Source organism: Achromobacter sp. PD1, from assembly GCF_048541815.1.
GTDB lineage: Bacteria > Pseudomonadota > Gammaproteobacteria > Burkholderiales > Burkholderiaceae_B > Achromobacter > Achromobacter bronchisepticus_A.
On sequence record NZ_CP183349.1, the window covers coordinates 1106867 to 1130055 of the forward strand.

The following is a 23189-nucleotide window of genomic DNA, read 5'->3' on the forward strand; positions in this document are numbered from 1 at the left end:
CTGGCGCGGCGCAATTCAGCTTCGCCGCAAACGGCCGGCCTATCGCGTCGGGGCAGCCCGAACAGTTGCGGCAGGCGCCAGGACGGGCCTGCCGTTATGCATAGCAAGCAGGAAACGCATGAGCTGGAAACCGCCGCCCGCTTCAGCCGAACGCCTACGCGCCAAGCTGGACGATGAATTCGAAACCGTGGCCAAGCCCCAGGGCTTGCGCCGCACTTCGGATGCGCGCCGCGATCAGGAAGCGGAATCCAGCGATGCGCCAGATCAGTGGAGCCGCAGCTCGGAAGCCGGCAATGCGCGCCGCGGCCGCCGTGCCGCCGCTGGGGCCGAGGACGGCCCGGATGCGGACGGCCAATCCGCCCGCAAGGGGCCGTCGCTGAAGATGCGGGCCGTGGGCTATCTGTCGCGGCGCGAGCATGCGCGCGAAGAGTTGGCGCGCAAGCTTGCCGCCTACGCCGAGGACCCGGGCGAGGTCGAGGCCGTGCTGGATGCCCTGGAAAAAGAAGGCTGGCTGTCCACCGAACGTTTTGCGCAAAGCCTGGTGCACCGCCGCGCATCGCGCCAGGGGGCGGCGCGCATCGTGCAGGAATTGCGCCAGCATGGGGTGGACGACAACCAGGTCGCCGAATTGCGCGAACAGCTGCGGGCCACCGAGTACGACCGCGCGCTGGAGGTCTGGAAGAAGCGCTTCAGCGCCAAGCCGGAAGACCGCGCGGCCTACGCCAAGCAGGCGCGCTTTCTGGCCAGCCGCGGCTTTGCGCATGACGTGATCCGCCGGATACTGGGCGAGGGCGACGAGGATTGAGCAGCCCTGTGCGGGGCTTGTCCGTACGCTCATGAAAATCCGCCGTGGCGGATTTCCCAAAAAGCGAGGCGACGGGCCTTATTCCTGGATGGCAGACAGGAAATCCGGGTCCTTGGCCAAAGCTTCGGTGCTGAGCCGTATCGAATCGTTTAGCGAAGTGAAGAAATTGGCGAACTTGTTCGTGCGTCGCTTGGTTTCCTTGGTTTGCGTGTACACGGGCTTCTGCGTGGCCTTGTCGGTCACGACATAGGCGATACGCAATGTCCAATCCACCGAATACCCCAGGTCGTCCGCCAGGAATTCCTCGACTTCGGCGGTCAATAGACGGCGCTGTTGGTTGCCATTGACCTTGACGCCGATGAAGCGCAGTTCGGCAAAGGTGGCATCCCGGACAAAGTCCTTGACGTCCTTTTCGAGCAATATGCTGCCGATTGCGGTGTTGCGGATCTGATTCGGAGCGATTTGCGGGGCGCGGTAGCTGCCAGTGGAGTTCGGTGAGCTGGCCTGCTGCGAGGTCGACAGGCCGGCGTTGGCGTAGCGCTGGGGTTTGGGCTGTTCTGCCGCCTCTTTCTTGTTGGGTTCGTAGGTGAAATCGCCGACTTCGACAGCCCCTTCAGCGCTGATTACCGAGGAAGGCGAGTACTGCACCGGGAGCGTGTTCGGAACGTTGCCGCAACCCGCCAGCAAGGCGATGGAAGCAAGAATGGCCGAACGGCCGATAACGCGCGCTGAGAACAACGATGGCAAGAGCATATTTTTGCTGCTGGCTCGAAGGTTTGAGGGAGCAGCATTCTAAGCCTTATGTACTAAATTGAATCTTATTATTTTTTAATGTATCGCGAGTCGGCGACATACGGCAGGGGCGCTATTTTGCCGACTTGATCCCCGACAAGGTCTTGAAGCACACATCCCGGGTGATGGTCAGGAACTCATCGATGTACGAGGCCTCCGTGTCCTCGCTGCGCACCGTCGCATACAGCGTGCGCCACACGCCTTGCGGGCCCAGCCGGCACAGCCGCAGCCAACCCTGATTCATGTATTCCGTCAGCGCCCAGTTGGGCAGCGCGGCCACGCCGCGGTTGCTGGCCACCAGTTGCGCAATGATGGGGGTGAGTTCCGCGCGGCGGATGGCGGCCGGCTCCACGTCGGCGGGGTCGAGGAAGGCCGTGAAAATGTCCAGGCGCTGCTTGTCCACCGGATAGGTGATGAGCGTCTGGTCGGCCAATTGGTCCGGCATGACGAACTTGCTGCCGGCCAGCGGATTGGATTCCGACACGGCCAGCACCAGCTCGTACTTGAACAGCGGCAGGTATTCCACTGCGTCCAGCGGCTGGGGATCGGAGGTGATAACCAGGTCCAGGTCGCCCCGCACCAGGGCGGGCAGGGGAGCGAAGGAAAACGCCGCCGACAGATCCAGCGCCACGTCCGGCCATTGCACGCGGAAGGCATCCAGGGCCGGCATCAGCCACTGGAAGCAGGAATGGCAGTCGATGGCCAGGTGCAGCCGGCCGGTGCGGCCCGCGGCCAGCCGCTGCAGGTCCCGTTCCGTGGCGCGGATGCGCGGCAGCACTTCATCCGCCAGCGCCAGCACCCGCAGTCCCGCCGTCGTCAGCCGTGCCGGTCGCGTGCGGCGGTTCAATAACGGCGTGCCCAGCCGGGTTTCCAGGTCGCGCAACTGGTGCGACAGGGCCGATTGGGTCAGATGCAGGCGCTCGGCGGCTTCCTGCAGGCTGCCGCCGTCGCGGATGGCGGTAAGCGTTTCGAGATGGCGGACTTCAAGCATGGGTGCCTGCAGGGATGGGAAATAAGCTCATATTCTATGAGATTTTCTCATTCTATAAATGTATACATTGATTTTGATTCATTTTGATTTGGCCTCAGAATGGCTGTCACTTGAACAAATTTTGTCTAACGGTGGTGATCCATGACTACGATTCATAATTTGGGGTTCCCCCGCATCGGCGCGCAGCGTGAACTGAAGCGCGCGGTCGAAGCCTATTGGGCCGGCCGGCAGACCGCCGGGGATCTTGAGCAGACGGGCCGCGAGCTGCGCGCCAGGCACTGGAAGCTGCAGGCCGCCGCCGGCCTGAAGTTCGTGCCGGTGGGCGACTTCGCCTGGTACGACCAGATCCTGGAATGGACCACGCTGCTGGGCGCCGTGCCTGCCCGCTTCGGCCAGAAAGACAGCGAACCCGTCACGCTGGACACGCTGTTCCGCATGGGCCGCGGCCGCGCGCCGTCGGGCAAGCCCGCCGCCGCCTGCGAAATGACCAAGTGGTTCGACACCAACTACCACTACATCGTGCCGGAACTGGCGCCGGGCCAGACCTTCCGCATCGCCCGCGAATCGCTGTTCGAACAGGTCCGGGAAGCGCAGGCCCAGGGTTGCGCGGTGAAGCCCGTGATCCCCGGGCCGTTGACCTGGCTGTATCTGGGCAAGGGCGACGCCTTTGCCGCCGGCGCCGCCGATGAGGGCAAGCTGCAACTGCTGGCCGCGCTGCTGCCGGTCTACCAGGAAGTGCTGGCGCGCTTCGCCAAGCTGGGCGTGCAGTGGGTGCAGATCGACGAGCCCATTCTGGCGCTGGACCTGCCGCAAGCCTGGCGCGGCGCGTTCAAGCAGACCTATGAGCAGCTCTCTGCCAGTCCGGTCAAGCTGCTGGTGGCCACGTACTTCGACGGCCTGAAGGACAATCTGCCGACCGCTCTGGGCCTGCCCGTGGCCGGCTTGCATGTGGACCTGGTCCGTGCGCCCGAGCAACTGGCGGAAGTGGCCGCCGGCCTGGGCGCCGAGCAGGTGCTGTCCGCTGGCATCATCAACGGGCGCAACATCTGGCGCACCGACCTGGACGCGGCCATCGCCACGTTGACCCCCATCAAGCAGCAATTGGGCGACCGCCTGTGGCTGGCGCCGTCGTGCTCGCTGCTGCACGTGCCGGTGGACCTGACGCATGAAACCGAGCTGGACACGGAACTCAAGAGCTGGCTCTCCTTTGCCGCGCAGAAGCTGGAAGAACTGAGCCTGCTGGGCCGCGCCCTGGACCGCGCCACGCAAGCCGCCGCGCAGGACGGCCTGGCCAAGCAGCGCGCCGCGCTCGCCGTCCGCCGCGCTTCGACGCGCATCCACAATCCGGCCGTCGCCCAGCGCATGGCTGGCGCTGCCGCGGTGTCGCGCGACCGCGCGCCGTTCGCCGGCCGCATCGCCCGCCAGCAGGAACAGCTGGGCCTGCCCGCCTACCCGACCACGACGATTGGTTCTTTCCCGCAGACCGCGGAAATCCGCGCCTTGCGCCGCGACTGGAAGTCGGGCGCATTGACGGACTCGGGCTACGAGGCCGCCATCCGCAAGGAGATCGAGGAAGTCATCCGCTTCCAGGAAAAGGTGGGCCTGGACGTGCTGGTGCACGGCGAACCCGAGCGCAACGACATGGTGGAGTACTTCGGCGAGCTGCTGGCCGGCTTCGCCTTCACTAAGAACGGCTGGGTTCAGAGCTATGGCTCGCGCTGCGTCAAGCCGCCTGTCATTTTTGGCGACGTTGCGCGTCCGGCGCCGATGACGGTGGGCTGGTCGTCGTACGCGCAGTCGCTGACCGACAAGCCGGTCAAGGGCATGCTGACCGGCCCGGTCACCATCCTGCAGTGGTCGTTCGTGCGCGACGACCAGCCGCGCGAGAAGACTTGCCGCCAACTGGCGCTGGCGCTGCGCGACGAAGTGGTGGACCTGGAAGCCGCCGGCATCAGCGTCATCCAGATCGACGAGCCCGCCATCCGCGAAGGCCTGCCGCTGCGCCGCGCCGATTGGCAGGCCTACCTGGATTGGGCCGTGGATTGCTTCCGCCTGTCGACCGCCGGCGTGCGCGACGAAACGCAGATCCACACCCATATGTGCTATTCGGAGTTCAACGACATCATCGAGTCCATCGCCGCCATGGACGCGGACGTGATCACGATCGAAACCTCGCGCTCCAATATGGAGCTGCTCAAGGCGTTCGAGGACTTCCGGTATCCGAACGATATCGGTCCCGGCGTGTACGACATCCATACGCCGAACGTGCCTGAAGTGGATTGGATGGTCGGCCTGATGCAGAAGGCCTCGGCCCGTCTGCCCAAGGAGCGTCTGTGGGTGAATCCTGACTGCGGACTGAAGACGCGCGCCTGGCCTGAAACGGAAGCCGCGCTGATCGGCATGGTGCAGGCGGCCCGAGCCTTGCGCCAGGCGGCCTGAGCAGACAGCTTGCCGCAACGCCGCCGGATCCCCTGGGGCCGGCGCCAGCCCTGATCCGCGCATGCCGCGCGCGGATCAGGGCTTTTTCTTTGCGGCCGCAAGATCCCGGTGATGGCTGCAAGCCACAGCTGGGGCGTGGCGCCGATTTTTTTTTCAATCTTGCTTGAACGAATTTCCGCGGCGTGGGTCAATACGCAAAAATCCCATTGCTGGATCCTTGCCGTTCCTATGATTCTCCAAGGCCCCTGTCGGCCCGACCTGCTGCTCGCAGAGACGCTGCCCGACATTCTGGAAGCCACGATCCGCCGGCATCCCGCCGCCGTCGCCATTCATTGGCTGGATCACACTCTCACCTACGACATACTCGGCCAACGCGCCGATCTGGCCGCGCATCATCTGATCGAGGCTGGCGTGCGGCCCGGCGATATCGTGGGCCTGTGCCTGCCGCGCGGCGCCGACCTGCTGGTGATGCAGGCGGCCATCGCCAAGGCGGGCGCGGCCTGGCTGCCGTTTGAATCCGACACGCCGGCGGACCGCATGTTGGTCTGCCTGCAGGACGCGGGCGCTCGCGGACTGGTCGCGGGCGCCGAGGTCCGGCTGGACGGCATGGTCACCTGGACCATCTGGGCGCTGTCGGAGCCGGTCGAGGGCGCTTTGCGCAGGCGGGAAGGGCTGCTGCCCGAGCATCCCGCCTACGTCATCTACACCTCGGGCTCCACCGGCAAGCCCAAGGGCGTGCCCATCAATCACGCCAGTATCTGCCACTTCCTGCGCAGCGAAAACGCGGTGCTGGGCGTGCGCCACGAAGACAAGGTCTACCAGGGTTTCTCGGTCGCCTTCGACATGTCGTTCGAAGAGATCTGGATCAGCTATCTGGTCGGCGCGTCGCTGTGGGTGGCCCCCAAGATGCTGACCACGGACCCGGAAGGCCTGCCGGACGCGCTGGTACGGGAAGGCATTACCGTGCTGCACGCGGTGCCGACCTTGCTGGCGCTGTTCGCGCGCGACGTACCCGGTTTGCGCATCGTCAACCTGGGCGGCGAGGTCTGCCCGGACTTCCTGGTGCCGCGCTGGGCCACGCCCGGGCGGCGCCTGTTCAATACCTACGGCCCCACCGAGACCACGGTGTCCGCCAGCCTGGCCGAACTCCTGCCGGGGGAGCCCGTGACCATAGGCACGCCGCTGCCCAACTACGGCATGCTGGTGCGCGGCGAGGACGGCGCGGTGCTGCCGCAAGGGCAGGTGGGCGAGCTGTGCATCACCGGTCCCGGCGTGGCCGGCGGCTATCTGGGCCGGCCCGAGCTGACGGCCGAGAAGTTCCTGGCCAATCCGCGCCCGGCTGGCGATTACGACACCCGCATGTACCGCAGCGGCGACCTGGCGCGCATCGATGAACACGGGCAGATCCACTGCCTGGGCCGCAGCGACGATCAGGTCAAGGTGCGGGGTTTCCGGGTCGAACTCGGGGAAATCGAAGCCGCGCTTTACCGCCTGCCGGGCGTGGGCGCCGCCGCCGTGGTGCTGCGCGATCTCGCGGGCATCGAGCAACTGGTGGCCTTCCTCAAGCCCGAGGGCGAGGAGCGGCTGGACCCGCACGCGATGCGCGCCGCGCTGGGCGCGGACCTGCCCGCTTACATGATTCCGGCGCGCTTCGAGCTGGTGGCCGACGTTCCCCGCCTGACCTCGGGCAAGATCGACCGCAAGGCGCTGAAGGCGCGCGAACTGGAGGCCGTGTCCGAGCCCAGCGGCGAAGACGACGTGCCCGTCACGGCGGGCGAGCAGGCCTTGTTCGACGCCTTGCGTCCACTGTTCCCAGGGCAGCCGCTGCGGCTGGCCAGCGACTTCTTCCGCGATCTGGGCGGCCACTCGCTGCTGGCCGCGCGTCTGGTGTCGTCGCTGCGCAAGCATCCGCATTTTTCCGCGCTGACCATGCACGAGCTTTACCAGCACCCTGTGCTGGGGACGCTTGCGGCCCGGCTGGACGCGCTGGCCTTGGCCGAAAATGCCGCGGCCCAACCGGCGGGCGTCACTGGGACTGGCGCCGATCCGGCGCCCGCGCCTGAGTGGCGCCGCTGGACTTGCGGCCTGGCGCAGTTGGCGGCCTTACCGCTGCTGATCGGCGTACGCATGCTGATCTGGCTGACGCCGTTCTTCACTTACCACTACTTTACGGGTGACGAGGGCGACTCCGTGTTGCGCGCGGTGGCCCTGTCCATCGCCAGCTACCTGGCCTGCAATCTGTTGAGCTTCGGCGTGGCCGTGGCCTGCAAGTGGGGAATTCTAGGGCGGCTCAAACCCGGCAGTTATCCGATGTACGGCTGGCTGTTCTACCGCTGGTGGCTGGTGGACCGGGTGATGGACATTCCGCCCGCGCATCTGCTTGCCGGATCTCCGCTGCAGGTCTGGTATCTGCGGGCGCTGGGAGCGCGCGTCGGCCGCGATGCGGCCATCAGCCGCATCTCCGTGCGCGCGCCCGACCTGCTGTCGGTGGGCAACGGCGTGAGCATCGGCGCGGCGGTCAACCTGGAGAATTTCTCGGTGCGCGGCGGCGAGTGGACGGTTGCGCCGATCACGCTGGCGGATAACGCCTACATCGGTTCCTATTCGGTGCTGCAAGGCGACGTGGCGATGGGCGAGGGCGCGCGGCTGGACGGGCTGTCTTCGCTGGCGCAGGGGGACCGCGTGCCTGCGGGCCAGATCTGGAGCGGGGCGCCTGCGCGCCACGATCCGCAGGCCCGCGCTCCCGAATTGCCGCCGCGGCCGCAGCGCCAGGGCATCTGGAGCCGGCTCGACTGCATGGCCTATGCGGCCGGCGGCACGCTGATCGCCGCGCTGTTCTTCATGCCGGTGTTCCCGAGCTTCGTGCTGATCGACTGGATCGACGCGCGCTGGCTGGACCTGATGGGCGCGCGCGTACCCTGGCCGCAAGCCTTCCTGAGCTATCTGCTGCTGGCTTTGCCTGCCAGCGCCTTGCTGCTGATGCTGACGGTGCTGGTATCGGCGCTGCTGCGTTGGACGCTGTTGCCCCGTCTGGCCGGCGGCCGCTGGCCGGTGTATGGCCAGATCTACCTGCGGCGCTGGTTGACCAACCAGATCCAGGAATCGAGCCTCAGCGTGCTGCACGGCCTGTACGCTTCGATCTACGCGGGCAACTGGTACCGCCTGCTGGGCGCGAAGGTCGGGCGCGGCACGGAGATTTCCACCGCCATGGGCGTGGTGCCCGACATGCTGACCCTGGGCCGCGACAGCTTCATCGCCGACGGCGTCATGCTGGGCGACGAGGAAATCGACGGCGGCTGGATGACCATGCGGCCCACCGTCATCGGCAACCGCAGTTTCGTTGGCAACGGCGCCTACGTGCCGGACGGCTCGGTGCTGCCCGATGACGTGCTGATCGGCGTGCAGAGCCGTGCGCCGGCCAACGCCCGCATGGCCAGCGGCCAGACCTGGCTGGGCAATCCGCCGCTGGCGCTGCCGGCGCGCGAGCAGATGGCGGGCTTTCCCGCGCACCTGACGTTCCGGCCCAGCCTGGGCCGCAAAGTGCTGCGGGGCGGTGTCGAGGGCATGCGGATGATCCTGCCGCTGGCCGTGGTGATCGCGGTGGGCTATCTGACCGTGATGAAGGTCATCCCCATGGCCGCGCGCGAAGGCTTCGTCGCCGCGTTCGACGAGCTGATGCTGGCCGGCGTGCTGTATGGCGTGGGCGCCTTCCTGTTCCTGGTGGCGCTGAAATGGGCGCTGATCGGCCGCTACAAACCGCGCGCCGAGCCCATGTGGACGCCGTTCGTCTGGAAGAGCGAAGCGGTCACCAGCCTGTATGAGTCCATCGCCGTCCCGAACTTCTTCAACTTCCTGCGGGCCACGCCCTGGCTGCCGTTGGCCTTGCGCTGCATGGGCGCCCGCATCGGCAAGCGCGTCTTCATGGATACCACCGACATCACCGAATACGACTGCGTGTCGATCGGCGACGACGCGGTGCTGCACGCCTGGTCCGGGCCGCAGACCCATCTGTTCGAAGACCGCGTGATGAAGATCGGCATGGTCCGCATCGGCGATGCCGTCAACGTCGGGCCCCGCAGCACCATCCTGTACGACACCCGGGTCGAAGCGGCGGCGCGCCTGGGGCCGCTGACGCTGGTGCTCAAGGGCGAGGCCATTCCGGCGGGCCAGGCCTGGATCGGCAGTCCCGCCACGCCTTGGACGCAGCGGTGACCGGACCGCTGAGGCTGACCGGGGAGGGCGCCCCGGTGGAATTGTGGCTGCTGCACCTGCCAGCGTCCCGGCCAAGGCAGCGCCAGGCCGCCCGGGATTGGCTGGCCGCGGAACTGGCGCGGCGCGACCCGCTAGCCGCGCCCGGTTGGACCGAAACGCCCAAGGGGCCGAGGATGCCCGCGGGCGCGCGCTGGAACAGTTCCTTCTCTTACTATGGCCCCTATATCCTCTGCGGCCTGTCCCGGCTGGGCCTGCCGGGCGTGGATCTGACCGGCGCGCAGTCGTGGACGGGCGATGCGGACGTTATCAGCCTCTATTGCGGTCCGCGGGCTGCCGCCGAGCTGGCCGCCAGTCGGCCGGCGGCGCGGGCGGACGCCTTCGCGCGCGCCTGGAGCGCGCTGGAGGCGCGCCTGAAAGCCTGCCGGCGGGGACTGGAGGAATACTCCCCGGAGCGAGAGCGCCATCTGGCCGCCGCCCGCATCACCTGCCAGCTGCAGCACCAGGGCCTGTGGGTGGCCGCCGCGCTCTGCGGCGGTGCGTCAGGCGCCAGTCAGGGGGCTTGATCGCAGGCCGCCTGCGCTATACTTTGAAGGTTTTGTTGCCGCGCACCATGCGCAGGCATCTCGCCCCGCAGGCCCCCAGCATGCCCTTGCCACCGCCGGACTATCCTCGCCAACCATTGCACACGCGTTCCATACGCGTGCAGTCGTATGCGCGCGAAGACGGGCTCTGGGACCTGGAAGCCGAGCTGATCGACGTCAAGGCGTACGATTTCCCCAAGCGCGACGGCGAGATGTTCAAGGCCGGACAACCCATCCACCATATGCATCTGCGCATCACCATCGACGAGAATTTCGCGATCGTAGCGGCGCAGGCCGTCTATGACGCCGCTCCCTACGGCGAGCATTGCATGGCCATCGAACCGGCTTACACTGATCTGATCGGCATGAACCTGCTCAAAGGGTTCCGCCGGCAGGTCAAGGAGCGGTTCGGGCACGTGGAGGGCTGTACGCACATGACCGAGCTGTCGCAGGTGCTACCCACCGCGGCAGTTCAGACCATGGCCAACCGCCGGCGGCAGGAAAACAACCCGAACCGGCGTCCATTCCAACTGGACGGCTGCCACGCGCTAAGCACCCGCGGCCCGGTGGTGGCTGAGCACTATCCCAAGTGGTACACCGGGGGTAGCGCTGAGGCATCGGCCGATTCGTCCTCCGATTCACCTTCTTTTTCTCATACGTCCTGACAGGTAACACATGAAAATCCACGAGTATCAAGGCAAGGAACTGCTGAAGCAATTTGGCGTCCCCGTGCCGCGCGGGATTCCCGCTCTTTCCGTCGACGAGGCCGTGGCTGCCGCTGAAAAGCTGGGTGGACCGGTGTGGGTCGTCAAGGCACAAATTCACGCGGGCGGCCGCGGCAAGGGCGGCGGCGTGAAGCTGGCGCGCTCGCTGGACGACGTCCGCAAGCTGGCCTCGGAAATCCTGGGCATGCAGCTGGTCACGCACCAGACCGGCCCGGAAGGCCAGAAGGTCCGCCGCCTGTACATCGAAGACGGCGCCGACATCCAGAAGGAATACTACGTGTCGCTGGTCACCGACCGCGCCACCCAGAAGGTCGCCTTCATCGCTTCCAGCGAAGGCGGCATGGACATCGAGGAAGTGGCCCACTCCACTCCCGAGAAGATCATCACCGAATACATCGACCCGCTGACCGGCCTGTCGGCCGAGCAAGCCACCAAGATCGCCAACGCGATCGGCCTGCCCGCTGACTCCACCGCCCAGGCCGTGGACGTGTTCCAGAAGCTCTACAAGTGCTACATGGACACCGACGCCTCCCTGGTCGAAATCAACCCGCTGAACCGCGACAGCAAGGGCAACATCATCGCCCTGGACGCCAAGTTCAACTTCGATCCCAACGCCCTGTTCCGCCACCCGGAAATCGTCGCCTACCGCGACCTGGACGAAGAAGATCCGGCTGAAATCGAAGCCAGCAAGTTCGACCTGGCCTACATCCAGCTCGACGGCAACATCGGCTGCCTGGTGAACGGCGCCGGCCTGGCCATGGCCACCATGGACACCATCAAGCTGTTCGGCGGCGAGCCGGCCAACTTCCTGGACGTCGGCGGCGGCGCCACGGCCGAGAAGGTCACGGAAGCCTTCAAGATCATGCTCAAGAACAAGAGCGTGAAGGCCATCCTGGTCAACATCTTCGGCGGCATCATGCGCTGCGACGTCATCGCCGAAGGCGTGATCGCTGCTTGCAAGGCCGTCAACCTGAACGTGCCGCTGGTCGTCCGCATGAAGGGCACCAACGAAGAACTCGGCAAGAAGATGCTGGCCGACTCCGGTCTGCCGATCATCAGCGCCGACACGATGGCTGAAGCCGCCACCCGCGTCGTAGCCGCCGTCAAGTAAAGAAAAATCCAAGGATTCACAAATGTCGATTCTGATCAACAAGGACACCAAGGTCATCACCCAGGGCATCACGGGCAAGACGGGCCAGTTCCACACCCGCATGTGCCGTGAGTACGCCAATGGCAAGGCCGCTTTCGTGGCCGGCGTGAACCCCAAGAAGGCGGGTGAAGACTTCGAAGGCGTGCCGATCTTCGCTTCGGTGAAGGACGCCAAGGCTGACACCGGCGCCACCGTGTCCGTCATCTACGTGCCGCCCGCGGGCGCCGCTGCCGCCATCTGGGAAGCCGTCGAGGCCGAACTGGATCTGGTGATCTGCATCACCGAAGGCATCCCGGTCCGCGACATGCTGGAAGTCAAGAACCGCATGAAGGCCAAGGGCAGCAAGACCCTGCTGCTGGGCCCGAACTGCCCGGGTCTGATCACCCCCGACGAAATCAAGATCGGCATCATGCCCGGTCACATCCACCGCAAGGGCCGCATCGGCATCGTCAGCCGTTCGGGCACCCTGACGTACGAAGCCGTGGCGCAAGTCACCGAGCTGGGCCTGGGTCAATCCAGCGCCGTCGGCATCGGTGGCGATCCCATCAACGGCCTGAAGCACGTCGACGTGCTGAAGATGTTCAATGACGATCCCGACACCGACGCCGTCATCATGATCGGCGAAATCGGCGGCCCGGACGAAGTCAACGCTGCCGAGTGGGCCAAGGACAACATGAAGAAGCCGGTCGTCGGCTTCATCGCTGGTGTCACCGCTCCTCCCGGAAAGCGCATGGGCCACGCCGGCGCGCTGATCTCCGGCGGCGCCGACACTGCCGACGCCAAGCTGGAAGTCATGGAAGCCTGCGGCATCCGCACCACGCGCAACCCGTCCGAAATGGGCAAGCTGCTCAAGTCGGTGCTGTAAAGAGCGCCTGGCCGCTCGTCTGGACGCTGCTTGCGTCCGGCGTGCGGCCTGCTGGCGGAAGTCCCGCTCCCGGCGTCAAACCCCTGGCTCCCGGCGGCTGGCATCCGCCAACCCAAGCCCGCTATGGCGGGCTTTTTTTCGTTTTTTTTCCGCAATCCTAGGGAAATCCCGCGTCCATGGCGCGGCCTGGCAAACATACGGAAAGCTGAACGAAACTATAATGAAAGAAATTCCACGCGTACCAAGCAAGAATGCCGCCGGGCTCGCACCAAGGCGGTCAGTACGATTTTTTTATCTTTTTTCACCCATTCATTTGGTTCGTCCTAGGGGGATCACACCTAGGAAAGAGAGGCATGGAACTCAGTTCAGCGGCATTCTGGATAGCGTTGCTCCAGATCATTTGGGTCAACATTCTGCTATCGGGCGACAACGCCGTGGTTATTGCGCTGGCGGCGCGTTCGCTGCCTCCGGCCCAACAGAAAAAAGCGATCGTGGTCGGCTCCGCCGCGGCGATCATCATGCGTATCGTGCTGACGCTGGTAGCGGCCAAGCTGCTCCTGCTGCCGTGGCTCAAGCTGATCGGCGCGCTGCTCCTGGTCTACATCGGCGTGACGCTGCTGTTGCCCGAAGGCGAGGAAGATGGCGGCGGCAAGACGCAAGGCAATCTGCTGACCGCAATCCGCACTATCATGATTGCCGACCTGGTCATGAGCCTGGACAACGTGGTGGCCGTTGCCGCCGCCGCCATGGGCGACACGACCTTGCTGGTGTTGGGCCTGGCCATCAGTATTCCGCTGGTCATCTTCGGCAGCACGCTGCTCCTGAAGGTCATCGAGCGCTTCCCGGTCATCGTCTGGGTGGGCGCGGCGCTCCTGGGTTTCATTGCTGGCGAACTGCTGGTGGGCGATCCGGCCCTGGAAGAACCCGTGGCGCGCATCGATGCGGCCCTGGGAATCACGCAGCATAGCTTTGCGTTGATGACGGGCGTGCTGGGCGCGGTGCTGGTGCTGGCTATCGGTAAAGTTTTGCTGATGCGCCAGAAAGCTGACTGAAAGCTGAATTATACTAATAAGTTGTACTGAATAAGCTCGCCGCGCCATGCGCGGCGAGCCTTGCCGGACCGGGACCGGCCACTCTTTTCATAATGCCTTCGGGGGTTCATAGTGCTTGAGTTTTTCCAGACGCTGAGTTGGACAGCGGTATTCCAGATCATCCTCATCGACATCCTGCTCGGCGGCGACAACGCCGTCGTGATCGCGCTGGCTTGCCGCAATCTGGCGCCCAAGCAGCGCATGCAAGGCATTCTGTGGGGTACCGCGGGCGCCATCATCCTGCGCGTGGTCCTGATCGCCTTCGCCCTGACGCTGTTGTCGATTCCCTTCCTGAAGGTCGTGGGCGGCCTGCTGCTGGTCTGGATCGGCGTCAAGCTGCTGATTCCCGAGGATGATGCCCATGGCAACATCAAGGGCGGCACATCCATCGCCGCCGCGATCAAGACCATCATCATCGCCGACTTCGTGATGAGCCTGGACAACGTGATCGCCATCGCCGGCGCCGCCCAGAACGCCCACGCCGACCATCAGATCGGCCTGGTCGCCTTCGGCCTGATCGTCAGCGTGCCCATCATCATCTGGGGCAGCACCCTGGTGCTCAAGCTCATCGACCGCTATCCGCTGGTGGTTACGCTGGGCGCGGCACTGCTGGGCTGGATCGCCGGCGGCATGCTGATCACCGACGTGGTTGTCGAACGTCAATTCGGCGTACAGCCCACTGCGGTTAAAATCGGCGCAGAAATCATTGGCGCCTTGCTCGTTGTTGTCCTTGGACGGTGGCTGGCAAGCCGCAAAACCGCTTCCAAGGAATCAGCACATGAGTCTGCGTAGATCCACCGATCCCCAGCAATCCGAATCGGGCCTGAGCCTCCTTCAGGGCCTTTTCGTGCTGGCCATCCTCGGGGTGGTCGCGACGGTCATCGTCTCCAATTTTGTTTGATGCCGTCTCGTGTCTCTACCGCAACGCCTGGTCATCGCGACCCGCGCCAGCCGGCTTGCCCTGTGGCAAGCCGAGCATGTGCGCGACCGGCTGCGCACGCTGTACCCGGCGTGCGCGGTTGAGCTGCTCACCCTGACGACCCGAGGCGATCAGATCCTCGACCGCACGCTCTCCAAGGTGGGCGGCAAGGGTCTCTTCGTCAAGGAACTCGAAAACGCGCTGCTCGACGGGCGCGCCGATCTGGCCGTGCACTCCTTGAAGGACGTGCCGGTCGATCTGCAAGCCCCGTTCGAGCTTTGCGCCGTCCTCGATCGCGCGGATCCGCGCGATGCCTTCGTCTCCAATACCCATGACTCGCTGGCCGACTTGCCGGCGGGCGCCGTCGTAGGCACGTCCAGCCTGCGCCGCGAATCGCAGATCCGCGCGCGCTATCCCGAGCTGGTGGTCAAGCCTTTGCGCGGCAATCTCGACACCCGCCTGGGCAAGCTCGACAAAGGCGAATACGACGCCATCGTGCTGGCTGCGGCTGGCCTGGAGCGTCTGGGTCTGGGATCGCGCATCCGCAGCCTGCTCGAACCGGAAGACAGCCTGCCTGCCGCCGGGCAGGGGGCCCTGGGCATCGAGATCCGCGACGACCGCGACGACATGCGTGCCTGGCTGGCCCCCTTGATCAGCGCCGGCACCACCTCCTGTGTGGTGGCTGAGCGCGCGGTGTCCCGCAAGTTGGGCGGATCTTGCCAGGTACCCCTGGCGGCGTATGCCGAGATCGCCGGCGGCACTTTGTCGCTGCGCGCGCTGGTGGCGTCGCCCGACGGCGTGCGCATGGTCCATGCGGCCCGCAGCGGCCCGGTGGCCGAGGCCCAGGCGATCGGCGAGGCCGCGGCGCAGGCGCTGCTGGACGCGGGCGCGCAGGACATCCTGCGCGAACTGCTGCAAGACCCGCCCAAAGCCGACTGATGGCCATGGCGTCCGCTGCCGCCGAACCGCCGCGGGTCGCCATCCTGACGCGGCCCGAAGGTCGCAACGAGGCGCTGGCCGACCGCCTGGCCGGCGCCGGCTGGACGTCCTGCATTCTTCCCGCCCTGGAAATCCAGGCCTTGCCCGCCGCCGCAGGCGGGCCGCCGCGCCCTGCCGACTTCGACATGGTCGTGTTCGTCAGCGGCAACGCGGCCAAGTTGTACTTGGAACAGTGGGCACAGGCCGACGGGGCGGCTCCCTGGCCGGCTGGCGTCATCGCCGCAACGGTCGGGCCGGCCAGTGCCCAGGCCTTGCGCCTATCCCCCTGTTTTGGCGTGAATACAACAGTTTTGCATCCCCCCGAAAGTGCGCCCAGTCACGACTCCGAGGCGCTCTGGGAGGTTTTGCAGGGGCTGCCGCAAATGCCCGCCCGCGTGCTGCTGGTGCGCGGCACGCAGGGCAGGGACTGGCTGGGCGACAAGCTCGAGGCGCACGGCGCTGCCGTGACGCGCCATGCGGCCTACCTGCGGCGCCCCGCGAGCTGGGGCGCGGACCAGGTCGCCAGCCTGCGGCGCTGGGCTGACGCGGGCATTCCAGCCACCTGGCTGATCACCAGCGGCGAGGGCGCTGAGGCGCTGCGGGCCGGCCTGGACGCGGCCGGGCTGGCGGACTGGTGGGCGCGGTGCCGCTTCGTACTGACGCATCCCTCCTTGGAACGCCGTCTGCCACAGGCCTGTCATGAAGGCGGGGCGCGGCCGATGGTAAAAATCTGCTTGCCCAACGACGAGTCGATATTCCAGGCTTTTGTTGCTGCTTGATTCGTTGCATCGGACTGACACCGAATACAATCGCGTCATGACAGACAAGACTCCCGCTACCGATCCGGTCGTTCCGACGGCCGCCCCGGGTGCAAGCGCGCCCGCATCGGCCCCGGCCGATTCCGTCAAGGCCCGTCCGGCCAAGCGCGGCAGTGGCCCGTTGGTCCCCGCCCTCATCATCCTCATCCTGCTGGCAGCCGGCCTGGGTTACGCCCTCTGGATGCAGCGCACCCAGTTCGTGTCCGCCGGCCGCGAAGTCGCCACGCGCCTCGAAACGCTGACCGCCGACCTGGCGCAGGCCCGCAAGGACACCCGCGAGGCCCTGGCCCTGGCGCAAGCCCAGGCCGGCCGTGTCGGTGAACTCGAAGACACCGTGCGCGAAACGCAAAGCCAGTACAGCGCCCTGCAACTGGCCTGGCAGAACTTCAACGACAGCGCCAGCGACGAACTGCTCGCCAACGACGTCGAACGCCTGCTGACCATCGCCAACCAGCAACTGCGCCTGGCGGGCAATGTCTCCAATGCGATCGTGGCGCTGGAAACGGCGCAATCGCGCCTGGCGCGCGCCGACCGCCCGCGTTTCTCCAGTCTGCAGCAATCCATCAACGGCGACCTGGACCGCCTGCGCGCCGTGTCCACCGTGGATATCCCCGCCCTGTCGGCCCGCATCGACCGCCTGGTGGCGCTGATTGGCAAGGCGCCCCTGCTGGTGCCGGACGCCGCGGCCCCGGGCGTGGCGCCCGCCGGCGAAAGCGCTCCGGCTGCCGCGCCGGCCCCCGCGGTCGATCCGCTGGCCGGCCTGCCGGCCGACGCGCCCTGGTGGCAGCGCTGGCGCGCCGAAATGGCCTCCTGGCCCGGCCGCGCCGGCTCCGCGCTGGCGCATGAACTGGGCGGCCTGATCACGATCCAGCGCGTGGACGAGCCCGCTGCCTTGCTGCTGTCGCCCGAACAGGCCGACCAGGTGCGCGGCACGCTGCGCCAGCGCCTGCTGACCGCGCAACTGGCCATGCTGATGCGCCAGCCCGCCGTCTGGAAGAGCGAACTCGACAACGTTGGCGTCACGCTCGCCAAGTATTTCGACGGCCGATCCCCCGACACCGTCGCGGCCCAGACCCTGGCGCGCGAACTGGCGCAGACCGACATTGCCGTGCGCATGCCGGAAGTGGCCGACAGCCTCAACGCCGTGGCCGCGCTGCGCGCCGCAGGCTTCAAGACCAGCGGACAGGACTGAGGCTTATGCGTACCTGGTTCTGGACTCTGCTGCTCGCCGTCATCGCCGTCGCCTTGGCGGTGGTGCTGCGTTCGCACTCCGGCAACGTGCTGTTGCTGGTCTGGCCGTGGCGCATCAGCATGTCGCTGACGCTGGCGGTCCTGCTGATCGTCGCGGCCTTCATCGTGTTGTACGTGGGCCTGCGCCTGCTGGCATGGCTGCTGGCCATTCCCGACCGCGTGCGGGCCTGGCGCGGCAAGCGCGCCCAGGCGCGCGACCACGAACTGCTGGAACGCGGCTGGATCGGCCTGCTGGAAGGGCGCTACACCACCGCCGAAAAAGATCTGACCAAGCTGCTGGACCAGACCAAGGTCCAGACGCGCCGTGTGCTGGCGGCCTTGTCCGCCGCCCGCGCCACGCATGGCCTGGGCGAGTTCGACCGCCGCGACCGCCTGCTGGCGATCGCGCAGGAACAAGCCGGCACGGACGCCGGCCTGATCGAAGCCACTGCCACCGTGTCGGCCGACATGCTGCTGGACCAGGGCCGCGCCGAGCGCGCGCTGGCCGTGCTGGAGCCGCTGGCCGACGGCGGCGCGCGCCATCTGCACACCATGCGCCTGCTGCTGCGTGCGCACACCGCCTTGCATCACGACGAACATGTCTTCACGCTGGCGCGCGGCCTGGTACGTCGCAATGCGCTGGCCCGTTCCGAAGCCGATCAGTTGATCGACGCCTCGGGCGCGGCGCGTTTGCGCGCCGCCGCCGCGGGCGGCAGCGATGCCTGGCGCGCCATCTGGAAGGATCTGAAGGCCGAGGAGCGCCTCCTGCCGGAAATCGCGCTGGCGGGCGCGGCGGCGTTCGAGGCCGCCGGCGAAGCCAGCGAGGCCGCGCGCGTGCTGGAAGCCGCGGTCGCCGTGAAGTTCAATCCGGCCCTGGTGGCCGCCTACGCGCGCTGCGAAGCCGAACAAGTCTCGCGCCGGCTGGCCCGCGCCGAGACCTGGCTGCAACAGCGTCCCACCGATCCGGACCTGCTCACCGCGCTGGGCATGCTGTGCCTGAACGGCCAGCTCTGGGGCCAGGCCGAACGCTATCTGCTGCGCAGCCTCAGCCGCCGCAGCGATGCGCAGACGCATGCGCTGCTGGGCAGCCTGTATGACCGCCTGGATCGTCCCGCCGACGCGGTGCGCCACTGGCGTCTGGCAACGGCGGCCAGCATGGCGCTGCCGGTGCTGGCGGCGGATGCCGCCTTGCCGGCCGCGGATACCGGTTCGGATCCTTATCGCGTGGACGCCGAAGGCGGCTATGCGGTGGGCCTGTCCGACGTCGACAGCGACGACACCGAACTCGGCGGCGATTACCCCGCGTTGCCGCCGGCCGTGGCGGCCTCGGCCTCCGACTACGTGCTGGATCCGGACGCCCGCGTGAACAAAGAACAGCGCGAGCGCGCGCTGGCTCCCGAGGACGCTCCGCTGGCCGGCGGCAGTACCTCCGACATCGACGAGTACTTCGACAGCGCCCCCATCCCGGCGGCGGCTTTCGATGATCCCGTGCCCACGTACGCGCCGGCTACGCCCGCAGGGTCCAAGCCCGCGCCGGCCGCCGCGCCCGTGCCGGCTACCAAGCCGCCGTTCAAGGACGACGGCTCGATTTGAACAATCCTTCAGACACACAACAAGGTTGAATCATGAGTCTTGATCGCGTCTCCCCTGGCAAGAAGCTGCCGGAAGACTTCAACGTCATCATCGAAATCCCCATGAACGCCGACCCGGTGAAGTACGAGGTCGACAAGGACACGGGCGCGATTTTCGTTGACCGCTTCATGCTGACCGCCATGCACTACCCGTGCAACTACGGCTACATCCCGCAAACCCTGTCCGAAGACGGCGACCCCGCCGACGTGCTGGTGCTGACCCCGTTCCCGATCCAGATCGGCGCGGTGGTGCGCTGCCGCGCCATCGGCGTGCTGGAAATGGACGACGAGTCGGGCGGCGACGCCAAGCTGTTGGCCGTGCCGATCGAAAAGCTGTACCCCCCGTACCGCAACATCAAGTCCTACGAAGATCTGCCGGCGGAAGACATCTCCCGCATCCAGCATTTCTTCGAGCACTACAAGGACCTGGAAAAGGGCAAGTGGGTCAAGGTCAAGGGCTGGAAGGGCCTGGACGCCGCGCACGAGGAAATCGTTCGCAGCGCCGAGCGCTACAACAAGGCCTGATCTCAGGTCTGGACCTGGCCGGCTTTTTTTTTGCCGCCGGGCCGTCCCAAGGCAAAAACGCCCCCTCGGGGGGCGGCAAGCCGAAGGCGCGGCGTGGGGTTATTTTGACCTGGCTGGGGTCTTGATGCGGCGCGGCCGCGACGGCATGATGCCGATCGCCGCCGCGCCGTTGCTTTGCGGGGCCTGCAGATTGCGCGATACCTGCGCGGCCGCGATCTGGATGCGCGCCTGCAGTACCTCCAGCCGCTCGGCCGAGGTGCGCGCTTCCGCGGCGATGAATACCAGGCTGCCCACGACCTTCTGTTCGGCGCTGAAGATGGCCGAGCCTATGCCTATCAACCCCGGGTCTACCTCGCCGTGCGACACGTACACACCGGCCGCGCGCAGGCGCTTGAGGTTGGCGCGGAACTCGTCCCAGTCCTCTCCCAGCCCGGCCTCGCGGATTTCCGCGGCGTGCCACAGCATCAGGTTGCGCAGCTGATACGGCGGCAGGTTGGCCAGGATGGGCTTGGCGGTGGCGCCATGGAACATGGTGTAGGGACGGCCGCGCGCATAGCTCGATTCGATGGAATCGTCGGTCCAGTAGCGGTCCACGCACATGACCTTGTCGCCGTAGTAGTTGCACAGCATCAGGTTGGCGTGCAGCTCGTCGCCGGTGGCGCGCATGACGTCACGCGCTGCGCGCATCAGCGGATCGTGCTGGCGCAGGTGGCGGTCCAGCTCGATGATGCGCGAACCCAGCACATAGGCGCCGCCCGAGGTCGGCGCCAGCAGCCCGCTTTCGGTCAGCGACTTGAGGTAGCGGTAAGCCGTGGCGCGCGAGCAGTCCAGATGCGCCATGACGTCTTCCTGGAACGCGGCGGTGGTGTCGTCGCGAAAGAGGTCGAGGATGGACAACATGCGGTCTGGAGTGCTCATTGCGGGAGGGCGCGCCTAGTGAATGTGGAAGCCGCCATTGACGTCGACCACGATGCCGGTTGAGTAGGAGGACAGGTCCGAAGCCAGGAAAAGTATGGCCTGGGCGACTTCGGCGGGCGAGCCGAAGCGCTGCAGCGGAATGCCCTGTTTGAGTTCTTGTTCCCAATTTTCGCCGAATTTTCCCAGCGTCATGTCCGTTTCGATGATGCCGGGCGCCACGCAATTGGCACGCACCCCGCGCGGCCCCAGCTCGCGGGCCAGCGCCTTGGTGAAACTGATGACGCCGCCTTTGGACGCCGCATAGTGCGCACCGCCCAGGAGACCGCCGCCGCGCAGGGCGGCGGTGGAACCCAGGTTGACGATGGCCGGGCGCCGCGGGCTTTGCAGCAATTCGGGCAGCGCCGCATGCGTGACGTTGTAGGTGCCGGTCAGGTTCACTTCCACCATGCGGCGGAACTCGTCCTCGGGCAAATCCCAGATGCGCGTGGCCGCGACGATGCCGGCGTTGTTGACCAGCACGTCGATGCCGCCGAGCGCTTCCCGGGCGCGCGCGACCGCCGCCTCGCAGGAGGCCGAGCGGGACACGTCGCAGTGCAGGTCGATGCGGCCCGCGGCCAGTGCCGCGTTGGCCCCCTCCGGATAAGCCTGGTCCAGCACCGCGACCGTGGCGCCCTGGGCGATGAAGAGCTCGACGATGGCGGCGCCTATGCCACGGGGGTTGGCGCCCCCCGTGACAATGGCGCGCTTGCCGGCCAGCAGTCCAAGCGCGCCGTCCATCACGATTTCACCAGCGGGCAGGCGCCGTCCTTGAGCGGACGGAAGGCCTGTTCGGCCGGAATCTTGCGCACCAGGTTGTAGTAGTCCCAGTCGCGCTTGGATTCCGAGGGCTTCTTGACCTGGAACAGGTAGAGGTCGCGCATGATGCGGCCGTCCTCGCGGATGCGGCCGTTCTCGGTCATGAAGTCGTTGATGGGCGTCTCATGCATCTTCTTCAGCACCGGTTCGGAAGCGTCCGTGCCTGCGGCCTTGACGGCATTCAGATAGTGCATGGTGGCGCTGTAGTTGCTGGCCTGGACCATGGACGGCATGCGGCCGGTGCGCTTGAAGTAGCGCTCGGACCATTGCCGCGACTTGTCGTCCAGGTCCCAGTAGAAGGGTTCCACCAGGTTCAGGCCCTGCGCGTATTCCAGTCCCACGCTGCGCACGTCCACGATGCTCATGAAGAGGGCGGCCACGCGCTGCTTGCTGCCCATGATGCCGAATTCGAACGCCTGCTTGATGCTGTTGATGGTGTCGCCGCTGCCGTTGGCCAGGCCGATCACCTGGGCCTTCGACGCCTGCGCCTGCAACAGGAACGAGGAGAAGTCCGCGCTGGCGATGGGGTGGCGCACGCTGCCCACGACTTGGCCGCCCTTGGCCTTGACCACTGCCATGGCATCGCGTTCCAGCGAATGTCCGAAGGCGTAGTCGGACGTGATGAAGTACCAGCTCTTGCCGCCGTCTTCCATGACGCCGTTGGCCACGCCGGTGGCGTAGGCGTAGGTGTCGTAGGTCCAGTGCATGCCGTTGGGCGAGCAGGCCTTGCCGGTCAGGTCGGCGGAGCCTGCGCTGGTGAAGATGACCACGCGCTTCATCTGGCGGGTCAGGTCCTGCACCGCCAGCGCGATGGCGGAGTTGGGCACGTCCAGGATCAGGTCCACCTTGTCGTTCTCGTACCAGCGGCGCGCGGTCGCCACGCCGATGTCGACCTTGTTCTGGTGGTCGGCCGAGATCACTTCGATGGGCTTGCCCAGCACGGTGCCGCCGAAATCCTCGACGGCCATCTTCACGGCTTCCACGCCGAACTTGCCGGACAGGTCGGCCATCATGCCGGACTGGTCGCCCAGCACGCCGATCTTCACGACGTCATCGGACACCTGGGCCTGGGCGGATACGGACAGGGCGCCCAGCACGCAGGCGGCCAGGCTGTTCTTCAAACGGGTCTTCATGGGTATGTCTCCTCGGGGGCTAGTTTCTGTGCGCGCCATCCTGTGCCGGACGGTCGCGCCGGGGCCGCTTACTCCAGCGTCTGGCCGGCGTAGGCGTCGATGAACATATTGGGTTTCAGGAAGAAGCTCAGCACCAGGGCGCCGTTGGGCGCGCGCGCCACGTGCCGGTTGCCGCGAGGGCGCCACACGTAGTCGCCGGCGCAGACCTCGCCTTCGGCGTCGACGATCGAGCCTTCCAGCACGAAGGTCTGTTCGACTTCCACGTGCTCATGCAGCGGCAGTTCGGTGCCGGGCTGCCAGCGGAACAGGGCGGTCAGCAAGCCGGTCTCCTTGTCCTGCATCAGCACCTTCATGTCTATGCCTTCCACTTGCGTCGGTTTCCATGGCAGATCGGCAACCTTGAGGAAGCGTGAAGCCAGGGGCGGCAAGGCGTTGGCTGCGGGGCAGCCGGGAGTTTCCAGGGCCATGATGTCTCCTACCAGAACTCTTTATGAGAGATAAAGAAAAAATCTTGTTATTGAGTGTTTAAAA

At 66.3% G+C, this 23189-nt stretch carries 21 protein-coding genes; 15 read left to right on the plus strand and 6 right to left on the minus strand.

Annotated features, from left to right (window positions below; genetic code table 11):
* Nucleotides 1-118 precede the first annotated feature (118 nt).
* On the plus strand, nt 119-805 hold the full coding sequence (recX, locus tag ACM1PE_RS05115; RefSeq protein WP_419342631.1) for a recombination regulator RecX: 687 nt from the start codon (nt 119-121) through the stop codon (nt 803-805).
* 78 nt (nt 806-883) lie between these two features.
* Here recX and ACM1PE_RS05120 read toward each other — a convergent pair whose 3' ends face one another.
* Both ACM1PE_RS05120 and ACM1PE_RS05125 read right to left on the minus strand, forming a co-directional pair.
* Nucleotides 884-1558 (minus strand): hypothetical protein, encoded by a 675-nt coding sequence (locus tag ACM1PE_RS05120; RefSeq protein WP_223283423.1) that lies wholly within the window; start codon nt 1556-1558, stop codon nt 884-886.
* A gap of 112 nt (nt 1559-1670) precedes the next feature.
* A complete protein-coding gene (locus ACM1PE_RS05125) occupies nt 1671-2588 on the minus strand; it encodes a LysR family transcriptional regulator (RefSeq protein WP_059379209.1) in 918 nt (305 codons plus the stop codon).
* Between the two features lie 141 nt (nt 2589-2729).
* Here ACM1PE_RS05125 and metE point away from each other — a divergent pair, with 141 nt between their 5' ends.
* From metE to ppa, 14 genes are all read left to right on the plus strand, one after another.
* Nucleotides 2730-5027: a 5-methyltetrahydropteroyltriglutamate--homocysteine S-methyltransferase gene (metE, locus tag ACM1PE_RS05130; protein ID WP_419342632.1), complete on the plus strand. Its 2298-nt coding sequence runs from the start codon at nt 2730-2732 to the stop codon at nt 5025-5027.
* 228 nt (nt 5028-5255) lie between these two features.
* The gene (locus tag ACM1PE_RS05135) at nt 5256-9239 is read left to right on the plus strand and encodes a Pls/PosA family non-ribosomal peptide synthetase (protein ID WP_419342633.1); all 3984 of its coding nucleotides are present in this window, start codon (nt 5256-5258) and stop codon (nt 9237-9239) included.
* A gap of 35 nt (nt 9240-9274) precedes the next feature.
* Nucleotides 9275-9802, plus strand: a complete 528-nt coding sequence (locus tag ACM1PE_RS05140; protein ID WP_419342634.1) for a 4'-phosphopantetheinyl transferase superfamily protein — start codon at nt 9275-9277, stop codon at nt 9800-9802.
* An 80-nt stretch (nt 9803-9882) separates the two neighbouring features.
* The gene (locus ACM1PE_RS05145; RefSeq protein ID WP_059379336.1) at nt 9883-10485 is read left to right on the plus strand and encodes a DUF2889 domain-containing protein; all 603 of its coding nucleotides are present in this window, start codon (nt 9883-9885) and stop codon (nt 10483-10485) included.
* 10 nt (nt 10486-10495) lie between these two features.
* Nucleotides 10496-11656, plus strand: a complete 1161-nt coding sequence (gene sucC / locus ACM1PE_RS05150) for an ADP-forming succinate--CoA ligase subunit beta (RefSeq protein ID WP_059379204.1) — start codon at nt 10496-10498, stop codon at nt 11654-11656.
* Between the two features lie 22 nt (nt 11657-11678).
* A complete protein-coding gene (gene sucD, locus ACM1PE_RS05155; protein ID WP_013392545.1) occupies nt 11679-12560 on the plus strand; it encodes a succinate--CoA ligase subunit alpha in 882 nt (293 codons plus the stop codon).
* Nucleotides 12561-12913: 353 nt separating this feature from the next.
* A complete protein-coding gene (locus ACM1PE_RS05160) occupies nt 12914-13612 on the plus strand; it encodes a TerC family protein (RefSeq protein ID WP_118933340.1) in 699 nt (232 codons plus the stop codon).
* A gap of 111 nt (nt 13613-13723) precedes the next feature.
* Entirely contained in the window at nt 13724-14443 is a 720-nt protein-coding gene (locus ACM1PE_RS05165) for a TerC family protein (RefSeq protein ID WP_059379201.1), read from the plus strand.
* Nucleotides 14430-14552, plus strand: coding sequence for a hypothetical protein (locus tag ACM1PE_RS05170; RefSeq protein ID WP_042792647.1), 123 nt, complete (start codon nt 14430-14432; stop codon nt 14550-14552). The genes ACM1PE_RS05165 and ACM1PE_RS05170 overlap by 14 nt, the downstream gene beginning before the upstream one ends.
* 9 nt (nt 14553-14561) lie before the next feature.
* Nucleotides 14562-15509, plus strand: coding sequence for a hydroxymethylbilane synthase (gene hemC / locus ACM1PE_RS05175; RefSeq protein ID WP_419342635.1), 948 nt, complete (start codon nt 14562-14564; stop codon nt 15507-15509).
* Nucleotides 15509-16327, plus strand: a complete 819-nt coding sequence (locus ACM1PE_RS05180) for a uroporphyrinogen-III synthase (RefSeq protein WP_419342636.1) — start codon at nt 15509-15511, stop codon at nt 16325-16327. The genes hemC and ACM1PE_RS05180 overlap by 1 nt, the downstream gene beginning before the upstream one ends.
* A 37-nt stretch (nt 16328-16364) precedes the next feature.
* The gene (locus ACM1PE_RS05185; RefSeq protein ID WP_059379198.1) at nt 16365-17558 is read left to right on the plus strand and encodes a uroporphyrinogen-III C-methyltransferase; all 1194 of its coding nucleotides are present in this window, start codon (nt 16365-16367) and stop codon (nt 17556-17558) included.
* Between the two features lie 5 nt (nt 17559-17563).
* Complete coding sequence (locus tag ACM1PE_RS05190; protein ID WP_419342637.1) at nt 17564-19189, plus strand: heme biosynthesis HemY N-terminal domain-containing protein; 1626 nt, start codon at nt 17564-17566, stop codon at nt 19187-19189.
* 32 nt (nt 19190-19221) lie between these two features.
* Complete coding sequence (ppa, locus tag ACM1PE_RS05195) at nt 19222-19752, plus strand: inorganic diphosphatase (protein ID WP_013392552.1); 531 nt, start codon at nt 19222-19224, stop codon at nt 19750-19752.
* Nucleotides 19753-19851: 99 nt separating this feature from the next.
* Here ppa and ACM1PE_RS05200 read toward each other — a convergent pair whose 3' ends face one another.
* The 4 genes from ACM1PE_RS05200 to ACM1PE_RS05215 form a co-directional block, all read right to left on the minus strand.
* Nucleotides 19852-20670 carry an IclR family transcriptional regulator gene (locus tag ACM1PE_RS05200; RefSeq protein ID WP_059379194.1) on the minus strand — a complete coding sequence of 273 codons (819 nt, stop codon included), beginning with the start codon at nt 20668-20670 and terminating at the stop codon, nt 19852-19854.
* A 15-nt stretch (nt 20671-20685) separates the two neighbouring features.
* Nucleotides 20686-21447: an SDR family oxidoreductase gene (locus ACM1PE_RS05205; RefSeq protein WP_059379192.1), complete on the minus strand. Its 762-nt coding sequence runs from the start codon at nt 21445-21447 to the stop codon at nt 20686-20688.
* Complete coding sequence (locus ACM1PE_RS05210) at nt 21447-22658, minus strand: ABC transporter substrate-binding protein (RefSeq protein WP_059379190.1); 1212 nt, start codon at nt 22656-22658, stop codon at nt 21447-21449. The genes ACM1PE_RS05205 and ACM1PE_RS05210 overlap by 1 nt, the downstream gene beginning before the upstream one ends.
* A gap of 68 nt (nt 22659-22726) precedes the next feature.
* The gene (locus ACM1PE_RS05215; RefSeq protein WP_054451069.1) at nt 22727-23125 is read right to left on the minus strand and encodes a cupin domain-containing protein; all 399 of its coding nucleotides are present in this window, start codon (nt 23123-23125) and stop codon (nt 22727-22729) included.
* Between the last annotated feature and the right edge of the window lie 64 nt (nt 23126-23189).